Raw genomic sequence first — 7,426 nt, forward strand, 5'->3', positions numbered from 1 at the left:
TTTAGTTCATCCGAGTAATAGATGAATTGCGTCAAATAGAGAATGTCCGAGATATCGGGTAAGTCCAGTCCTCCGGATGTGATCGGTAAGGCACCGGTCATGCAATCAAACAGTGTCGTTTTCCCGGCACCGTTCATCCCGATCAAGACGTTCAGTTTCCCGGGAACAAGCGAAAAGGAGACATCGTGTAACAGATCAGGTGATTTCGGATAGTTGAAGCGTACATGTTGAACGTGCATCTGAATCCTCCTATCGGGTCAGTAATGACATGAGATTAAAGCGTTTGACAGAGAATAGACCAAGTAACAGATAAACGACGAGTACGACGGTCAAGATCAGTAACGATGCTCCCGTAACGTGCTCAGAGACGGCGAGACCAAGTGTTTTTATGACATAAAAAGGATTCAAATAACTGTACCAGCGATCCGGTTGGCTATTCGCGAACAAGAACAGAGGATACATGACGATGTTGATTAATGTCGACATACTCGAAATCTTAGCCGGAAGCATCGTCAAGGCGATGCTTGCAAAAGCAAGCGGGATGCTGAGCAACAAGACGAGAAAAGCGAGTAACAACGTCAAAGGTGAGAAGAGGCCGAATACGAGCATCAGGACTGTCGTAAAGACCGTTAAACTAACGGCTGCAAATACGAGCTGAACGAGAACGAGTGCGAGAATACAACCAATCTTACTACCGGAAATCATGATATACGTCTTCATCAAACCATGTTCCCGCATCCGGGCAAGTTGGAGACCAATGCCGTTGACATAAATCGAAAGTAAGATATAGCCCCAAAAGAGTGCAAGAAATGATAGGAAACTGCTCTCTGTGAAATCGAGTCGTGACCCGAAGACGAACGCGAGAATCAATGGGAAGATCAACGACCAAAAGACCGGAATCTTATCCGTCAGCATGATTTTTAAGTAAAGTATGAAGTAGCTAGGAATCGAGTACATATGTGCCTCCAATCAGTGTGTCGAATCAAGCTTATATTAAGTATACGTTCGGAAATGGGAAATAGTTCCTTTGAAAAGAGCTTAAGAATCACCTGAAGTCAAATGATGTAACGCATCGACAACAATATGGGGGGCATCCTGTTGAATGAAGTGCCGGCTGTTTGGAACTTCGATCAACAACCCTTGGATCGACTGTGCAGCAGTTTGTCGTTGCAATTCGTGCCACAATAGTTGCGCCTCACGCAAATAATGATCCTTTTTACCAGCAGACAGAACAACGACTGGAAAGGGATAGAGGACATCGACGTTCGTCGCTTCAATACTCTCTTTAAAATCTTCGTATGTACATTCGAGCGTGAATTGTTTTTTGTATATGGCTTGGAACGTGTTTGGCATTACTGGTAAGAAGCGTTGAATATAGGATTCTGGTGTTGCATCGATGAGCAATAGACCTTTTAGTTCACTTGGATATTGCGATGCAAATTGTCGAACTAACGTGCCGCCATAGGAATGACCCACAAGAATAAAGGGTGGTTTGAGAGATAAGGTATCGATCAAACGGCGAAGGCGATTCACGCTCTGGCGACTAGTCTCGGAATCATGCTGCATACTACCACCGATGTTCGTACGGTCATACATCAAAATCGTTCCAAGTCCTTCAACTTGATCCATGATTGGTTGCCAGGTTGAAAGATCTTGTCCATATCCATTTTCAAAGATAAACGTTGGTTGATCGGAAGTTCCGAGAATCAGACGATAGTGTAACGTCGTTTCAGGTAACGTCATTAAGTCGAAAGACATATGATTCCTCCTATTCTAGTGGGAATAAAAGTAAGGATACCAGAAACGCACAAATATTGTAAACTGAAGCAAAGAACAGGAGGTGTCACGATGGACTATCTATTAACTTCAGGTGGGGTACAAAATCCATCGATTCACAACGCGTTACGTGAGATGCTCAGAAAACCGATTGAGGAATGCCATGCCATCGCGATTACGACAGCATCCTACGCATTAGGCAGAGGAACGGACCTCGCTGTCAACTTCATTCAAGGAAAAGATGAGGCACCGATGGTCGATTTAGGATGGAAGTCAGTCGGTCTGTTGGAATTATCAGCGGTCTCGGTAATTGATCCAGCAATTTGGCAACCAGCGGTCGAACAAGCGGATGTCATTCTCGTTAATGGTGGTGATCCACTCTTTCTACATCACTGGTTCGTCGAATCGGGTTTTGATCGCATGTTACCGAATTTGACAGGGGTTTATGTCGGGATGAGCGCAGGTAGCATGATTCTGACACCACGAATCGGAACGGATTTTGTTGAATGGAAAAAGACGCCGGAGCAATCGGACGTAACATTAGGTCTCGTTGATTTTTCAATCTTCCCGCATCTCGATCATCCGCAGTTACCAGACAATCACTTACAAGCTGCCAAGTCTTGGGCCGAGACATTGACGAATCCAGCTTACGCAATCGACGACGCGACAGCGATTCGTGTCATCGGTTCGAATGTAGACGTAATTTCTGAAGGAAAGTGGGTCCAGTTCCGATGAGGACGCTCTATTTCATTCGCCACTGCGAATCGATCAAAACAGGCAGTGATCGAGGGCGGGGATTAACGGATGCAGGTCAAGAACAAGCGCAGAAACTCGTAGCGTTCTTTGAAGCGCTGCCGATTGACGCCATATATTCGAGTCCGATGTGACGGACGGTAGACTCCGTTCGCCCACTTGCTGAGCAACGAGGTTTGCGAATCTACGAGGTAGCGTTTCAGGAACGGCGTTTTTAGGAAACAGACGAAAGTTTATCGCCTGAACGGCTAGAAGAACTGTTGAAGCGATCATTTCAAAATGATGATTACGCGCAAAGTGGCGGAGAGTCGAATCAAATAGCACGTAATCGTGCTCTAACAGTCATCGATCAGCTACGTAAAACCCACCCGCACCACCGAGTGGTCGTCGCGACACATGGACTTGTATTGGCGTTAGTTCTTGAAAAATATACTGGGCGAACGGCGAACGAATGGTTAGATGCGATGTCGAGTCCAGCGATTCACCGGTTGACATTCGATGCCCTCAAGAAAGCGTCTCATGAACATCTATAGAAAGACGATTAAATTTGACCGCTGAAGATGAAACCGAGAAAGAGTAGTAGTAGCACACCGAGCGGAATGGCACAGGCGAGACTGACATATTTAAGAATCCCGGGCTCCCGTCGTTTGATGGTGACGATCCCAAGTCCGATTCCGAACAGATAAATGACAAGTCCGATTGGAATCGTAATCATCGAGTTTGGACCGAATGGCCAGTTAATTGGTGGGAAAATCATATAGGCAATGAACAGACCAATCAGACTGAAAAAGATAGAAGCTTTAGCGTATGTCATGTGAGAACTCCTTTTAATTAAGTATGTGAACAAGAATTCGGATTTAAAACGAGAATTCCTGCTCCATCCAGTAAATTTCCTGTTTGGCATTTAAATGAACGGTAACTCTATCTAAAAGATAGTATCTTTTAGATAGAGGAGGGACCGATGCCAAAAGAAAACATGCCCGTTATGCGATTCTCGGACTCCTCGCCAGCGGATGTACGTCTGGTTATGAGATGAAACATACGATCGACACGAACTTGAATCACTTTTGGAAAATCAACTTCGGACAAGTCTATCCGACGCTTAAACGGTTAGAGGCGAGAGGATTGATCGTGGAAGAGGTCACGAATGGGGAACGAAAACAATTCGCCCTGACGGAAAACGGACATGTGGAGCTCGCGCGGTGGATCGCTGAACCGTCCATCGAACTGCCGGTGCAACGAAACGACTTGTTATTGAAGCTCTATTTTGCGCGGCATGCTTCAAAAGAGGTCTCCTTGAAGAAAATTCAGGAGCATGCATGATTGCTCGAAGAACGGCTTGAGACGTATCAAGCGATCGACGCGATGATTCGTTCCCATCCTGACTCGAATGATGCCGTATACTGGTTATTGACACTTGATTATGGAATTCGGAAGACACATGCGTTACTCGATTGGCGAGTCGGCGATCAAACCGCACCAGGAACAGGCAAAGGAACGACTATCCGAGCGGCAATCACAAGAAACGATCTGAATAGACAAAAGGCGGGTGCCGAGGCATCCGTCTTTTTATGTAGTGACTGGCGTGGCGGGTTCGAGCAGCTCCCCACAGTTTTGACAAATATGATCGAGCGTTTTTGTACATGGTTCGCAAAACGTACAAGCATGTGAACATTGATAGACCGTCGTTTCAATTGTTTCTTGGCACCGGACACAGGTTGGTTCCATGCGTATCACCTCCTATTAGTAGTATAAGAAATACTACTCGATGAACACAGCAGCAGAACAAAGTAAAAGGCTATATTTTCCTTTGATTCCATGTTAATTTGAAGAAAGTGGTTTTGAATCAGAAGGAGGATGGAAAATGGATCAAATTGATCAACAGATTGTCCGGATTCTGCAAGATGATGCCCGGATTCCATGGTCGGAACTCGGACGACAGATCGGGTTATCGGCACCAGCCGTCATCGAACGGGTCCGAAAAATGGAGGACGCAGGGATCATCGAAGGATTTCGCGCTGTCATTAATCCAGAAGCACTCGCGCAAGGGTTACTCGCGATCGTCATGTTCGAAGGGACACGTTGCGCAGGCTTGATTGAATTTTGTAAAGGACATCCGGAAGTCGTCGAGTGCCACCGCCTGACCGGTAGCTATAACTTCATGGTCAAGTTGCAAACATAGTCCGTTGCAACTTTAGAACGTTTTCTCGATGACGCGTCTGTCTTTGGTAAACCATCGACTTGGATTCGATTGTCGACACCGGTTCCGTTCACGGGGTATACGATATGATGGAGGCGACACGTTTACGGATCGAACAACTGACGGGGGAGATCGAGGACGTGAAAAGCTCGATGAGCAAGAGGGAACTTTGACCGTATACCGAATCACAGCACGGTACGTCGGTGTCAGCGCTAGAGCAATCTATGCGATGACATACGGGATCCGAACGAGTGAGGGCGGAACGGGTTATTGCCTGGATTTGGGGCAAGGCTGTCTGAGCGGTTGTCTCTGTCCTCATTTGAATCAGGAAAAACGAGCAGCTCGTTTTCAGGAATACCTGCCTCAAATGAATTATGCGATCGGATTACCTGACAATACGGCGTATATTCAATCTGAGACCGATCACTATCGATTAGGCGAAGGGTACGTGCTTTGTTTTAAATGATGATGAACGCTTCGAACATCCGTTGTGTTCATCATCGTGATTAAAAGTGAATCAAAACAGTTGACGAACAAAAATTGAGATGGTATATTTATCTCGAATTAAAGATATATGAATTAGAGATACAAAAGAGGTGAACGAAATGACGCGACCGAATCCGAACTTGAAAGCATTGACAGTCATGGTGCGCGCAGTCGATGCCTTACATGAAGTCATCAAGAAGGACGTTGCGCAGTGGGGACTGAACCCGACGGATTTTTCGGTTCTTGAGTTGCTGTTTCACAGGGGCAGGCAACCGATTCAATTGATTGGGAAAAAAGTCTTGATTACGAGCAGTAGCATCACCTATGTCATCGATAAGCTCGAAAAAAAGAATTATGTCTTCCGGAAAGCATGTCCAGAAGATCGGCGCGTGACATTTGCGGAACTGACCTCTGAAGGGCAACAACTGATGGAAACGATTTTTCCAAAGCACGAGCAAGCGATTAATCAAGTATTTCAAGGAATAGCCCCGTCAGACCTCGAAGCATTCATCGAGACAGCCAAAACAATCGGCTATCAAGCAAAAAAACATTAAAATTTTTTAGACTGATATCTCGAATTCGAGATAATAACGATTAAAGGAGCGATTTTTCATGAATGAACTAAAAGGAATCCACCACGTGACGGCGATTACGAGCAGTGCCGAGAAAAACTATGACTTCTTTACGAATGTCTTAGGGATGCGATTGGTCAAGAAGACCGTCAATCAGGATGACATCCAGACGTATCACTTATTCTTCGCCGATGATAAAGGATCTGCCGGCACGGATATGACGTTCTTTGATTTCCCTGGTATTCAAAAAGGATCACACGGAACGAATGAAATCTTCAAGACGGCGTTCCGTGTTCCAACGGATGCGGCACTTGAATACTGGATTAAACGCTTTGACAAATACGACGTCAAGCACCGTGGTATCAAAGAACAATTCGGCAAGCAGACGCTCTCGTTCGTCGATTTCGATGAGCAACAATACATGTTGATCTCTGACGAGCACAATCAAGGTGTCGCTTCCGGCACACCGTGGCAAAACGGTCCGGTGCCACTCGAGTTCGCAATCACGGGACTCGGTCCAATTCACATCCGGATCGCGGAATTCGACAATTTAAAAGCGGTACTTGAACAAGCGATGTTGATGCGCGAAGTCGATCAAGCTGGTTCCCTGCACTTGTTCGAGATGGGCGAAGGAGGAAATGGCGCCCAAGTCATCGTTGAGCACAACGTCGTTCTACCAAGCGGACGGCAAGGATTCGGAACGGTGCACCACGTCGCTTTCCGCGTTGAAGATACGGCTGCCTTAAAGGAATGGATCGAGCGGATGCAACAACTACGCTTCAACACGTCCGGTTACGTCGATCGCTTCTTCTTCGAGTCCCTCTATGCCCGTGTCGCGCGCGGTGTCTTGTTCGAGTGGGCAACGGATGGTCCTGGTTTCATGGGTGACGAACCATACGAAACGGTCGGGGAGAAATTGTCGTTACCACCATTCCTCGAGCCACAACGGGCACAGATTGAACAAATGGTCCGTCCGATTGATACGGTCCGGAGCACACGCAACATCGAAAAAGAATATCTTTAAAAGAAAAGTAAGCTGACAGCATCTAAACAAGAGGAGGAAATGAAGATGGAGAAATTAAACATTGGGATCATCTTAGGATCAACACGTGAAGGACGTCTCAGCCCACAGGTCGGGAACTGGGTCAAACAACTCGCCGATCAACGAGGGGACGCAAACTATACGATTCTTGATATCGCGGACTACAAATTACCACTGCTTGGTGAAAAAGACGCGGATGCATCAGGTGCTGCTGATTGGTCGAAGGATGTCGCGGCGCAAGACGGATTCGTCTTCATCGTCCAGGAATACAACCACTCGATTGCAGCGTCACTCAAGAACGCGCTCGATTATTTACGCGTCGAATGGAACAATAAAGCGGCAGGAATCGTCTCTTACGGTTCCGTCGGTGGAGCACGGGCAGCAGAACATTTGCGCGGCATCCTCGGTGAATTATTGATTGCCGATGTCCGTGTGCATCCGGCGTTATCCTTGTTCACGGATTTTGAGAACGGATCGGTCTTAAAAGCGGCAGCCGTTCAAGAAACATCGGTCAACCAGATGCTCGATCAAGTCATCCCGTGGGCAACGGCGCTGAAAACGATTCGCTAAATCTTTTCCTATACAAAATCCCCTCAT

At 46.6% G+C, this 7,426-nt stretch carries 12 protein-coding genes and 2 pseudogenes; 9 read left to right on the forward strand and 5 right to left on the reverse strand.

Annotated features, from left to right (window positions below):
• The 3 genes from B3M90_RS09370 to B3M90_RS09380 all read right to left on the reverse strand — a co-directional run.
• Positions 1 to 239 (reverse strand): ABC transporter ATP-binding protein (locus tag B3M90_RS09370; RefSeq protein WP_290783698.1); only part of this gene is annotated, 239 nt, incomplete at its 3' end.
• A 10-nt stretch (positions 240 to 249) separates the two neighbouring features.
• Positions 250 to 957 (reverse strand): hypothetical protein, encoded by a 708-nt coding sequence (locus B3M90_RS09375; protein ID WP_214854028.1) that lies wholly within the window; start codon positions 955 to 957, stop codon positions 250 to 252.
• Between the two features lie 81 nt (positions 958 to 1,038).
• Complete coding sequence (locus tag B3M90_RS09380; protein WP_290783701.1) at positions 1,039 to 1,758, reverse strand: alpha/beta fold hydrolase; 720 nt, start codon at positions 1,756 to 1,758, stop codon at positions 1,039 to 1,041.
• Positions 1,759 to 1,848: 90 nt separating this feature from the next.
• On the opposite strand from B3M90_RS09380, the gene B3M90_RS09385 reads away from it, so the two are divergent.
• The gene (locus B3M90_RS09385) at positions 1,849 to 2,511 is read left to right on the forward strand and encodes a Type 1 glutamine amidotransferase-like domain-containing protein (RefSeq protein ID WP_214854019.1); all 663 of its coding nucleotides are present in this window, start codon (positions 1,849 to 1,851) and stop codon (positions 2,509 to 2,511) included.
• Positions 2,508 to 3,062: pseudogene (locus B3M90_RS09390) on the forward strand (histidine phosphatase family protein). Before B3M90_RS09385 ends, B3M90_RS09390 begins: the two are co-directional and overlap by 4 nt.
• Positions 3,063 to 3,070: 8 nt before the next feature.
• Here the strand turns inward: B3M90_RS09390 and B3M90_RS09395 are convergent.
• A complete protein-coding gene (locus B3M90_RS09395; protein ID WP_290783704.1) occupies positions 3,071 to 3,343 on the reverse strand; it encodes a hypothetical protein in 273 nt (90 codons plus the stop codon).
• Between the two features lie 218 nt (positions 3,344 to 3,561).
• Between B3M90_RS09395 and B3M90_RS09400 the strand changes: the two genes are divergently transcribed.
• Together B3M90_RS09400 and B3M90_RS09405 are read left to right on the forward strand one after the other, a co-directional pair.
• Complete coding sequence (locus tag B3M90_RS09400) at positions 3,562 to 3,852, forward strand: PadR family transcriptional regulator (RefSeq protein ID WP_214854713.1); 291 nt, start codon at positions 3,562 to 3,564, stop codon at positions 3,850 to 3,852.
• A gap of 42 nt (positions 3,853 to 3,894) precedes the next feature.
• A complete protein-coding gene (locus B3M90_RS09405) occupies positions 3,895 to 4,200 on the forward strand; it encodes a hypothetical protein (protein ID WP_290783924.1) in 306 nt (101 codons plus the stop codon).
• Here the strand turns inward: B3M90_RS09405 and B3M90_RS09410 are convergent.
• Positions 4,192 to 4,257 (reverse strand): annotated as a pseudogene (locus B3M90_RS09410) (hypothetical protein); the annotation flags it as partial. The gene B3M90_RS09405 and the pseudogene B3M90_RS09410 sit on opposite strands and share 9 nt — an antisense overlap.
• Before the next feature lie 136 nt (positions 4,258 to 4,393).
• On the opposite strand from B3M90_RS09410, the gene B3M90_RS09415 reads away from it, so the two are divergent.
• From B3M90_RS09415 to B3M90_RS09435, 5 genes are all read left to right on the forward strand, one after another.
• Positions 4,394 to 4,711: an Lrp/AsnC family transcriptional regulator gene (locus B3M90_RS09415; RefSeq protein ID WP_290783709.1), complete on the forward strand. Its 318-nt coding sequence runs from the start codon at positions 4,394 to 4,396 to the stop codon at positions 4,709 to 4,711.
• A gap of 43 nt (positions 4,712 to 4,754) precedes the next feature.
• A complete protein-coding gene (locus tag B3M90_RS09420; protein WP_290783712.1) occupies positions 4,755 to 5,195 on the forward strand; it encodes a hypothetical protein in 441 nt (146 codons plus the stop codon).
• A 139-nt stretch (positions 5,196 to 5,334) separates the two neighbouring features.
• Complete coding sequence (locus B3M90_RS09425; RefSeq protein ID WP_214854011.1) at positions 5,335 to 5,769, forward strand: MarR family winged helix-turn-helix transcriptional regulator; 435 nt, start codon at positions 5,335 to 5,337, stop codon at positions 5,767 to 5,769.
• Between the two features lie 58 nt (positions 5,770 to 5,827).
• A complete protein-coding gene (locus B3M90_RS09430; RefSeq protein ID WP_214854009.1) occupies positions 5,828 to 6,811 on the forward strand; it encodes a ring-cleaving dioxygenase in 984 nt (327 codons plus the stop codon).
• 45 nt (positions 6,812 to 6,856) lie between these two features.
• On the forward strand, positions 6,857 to 7,399 hold the full coding sequence (locus B3M90_RS09435) for an NADPH-dependent FMN reductase (protein ID WP_214854007.1): 543 nt from the start codon (positions 6,857 to 6,859) through the stop codon (positions 7,397 to 7,399).
• Positions 7,400 to 7,426: the final 27 nt, after the last annotated feature.

It is taken from the genome of Exiguobacterium sp. UBA6309, from assembly GCF_002439205.1.
Lineage (GTDB): Bacteria > Bacillota > Bacilli > Exiguobacteriales > Exiguobacteriaceae > Exiguobacterium_A.

Bases quoted from the DNA above. Each gene is read 5' to 3' on its own strand.
- B3M90_RS09405 (WP_290783924.1), top strand. From the start codon at position 3,895: ATGATTCGTTCCCATCCTGACTCGAATGATGCCGTATACTGGTTATTG.
- B3M90_RS09435 (WP_214854007.1), top strand. From the start codon at position 6,857: ATGGAGAAATTAAACATTGGGATCATCTTAGGATCAACACGTGAAGGA.
- B3M90_RS09375 (WP_214854028.1), bottom strand. From the start codon at position 957: ATGTACTCGATTCCTAGCTACTTCATACTTTACTTAAAAATCATGCTG.
- B3M90_RS09400 (WP_214854713.1), top strand. From the start codon at position 3,562: ATGAAACATACGATCGACACGAACTTGAATCACTTTTGGAAAATCAAC.
- B3M90_RS09430 (WP_214854009.1), top strand. From the start codon at position 5,828: ATGAATGAACTAAAAGGAATCCACCACGTGACGGCGATTACGAGCAGT.
- B3M90_RS09380 (WP_290783701.1), bottom strand. From the start codon at position 1,758: ATGTCTTTCGACTTAATGACGTTACCTGAAACGACGTTACACTATCGT.
- B3M90_RS09415 (WP_290783709.1), top strand. From the start codon at position 4,394: ATGGATCAAATTGATCAACAGATTGTCCGGATTCTGCAAGATGATGCC.
- B3M90_RS09385 (WP_214854019.1), top strand. From the start codon at position 1,849: ATGGACTATCTATTAACTTCAGGTGGGGTACAAAATCCATCGATTCAC.
- B3M90_RS09425 (WP_214854011.1), top strand. From the start codon at position 5,335: ATGACGCGACCGAATCCGAACTTGAAAGCATTGACAGTCATGGTGCGC.
- B3M90_RS09395 (WP_290783704.1), bottom strand. From the start codon at position 3,343: ATGACATACGCTAAAGCTTCTATCTTTTTCAGTCTGATTGGTCTGTTC.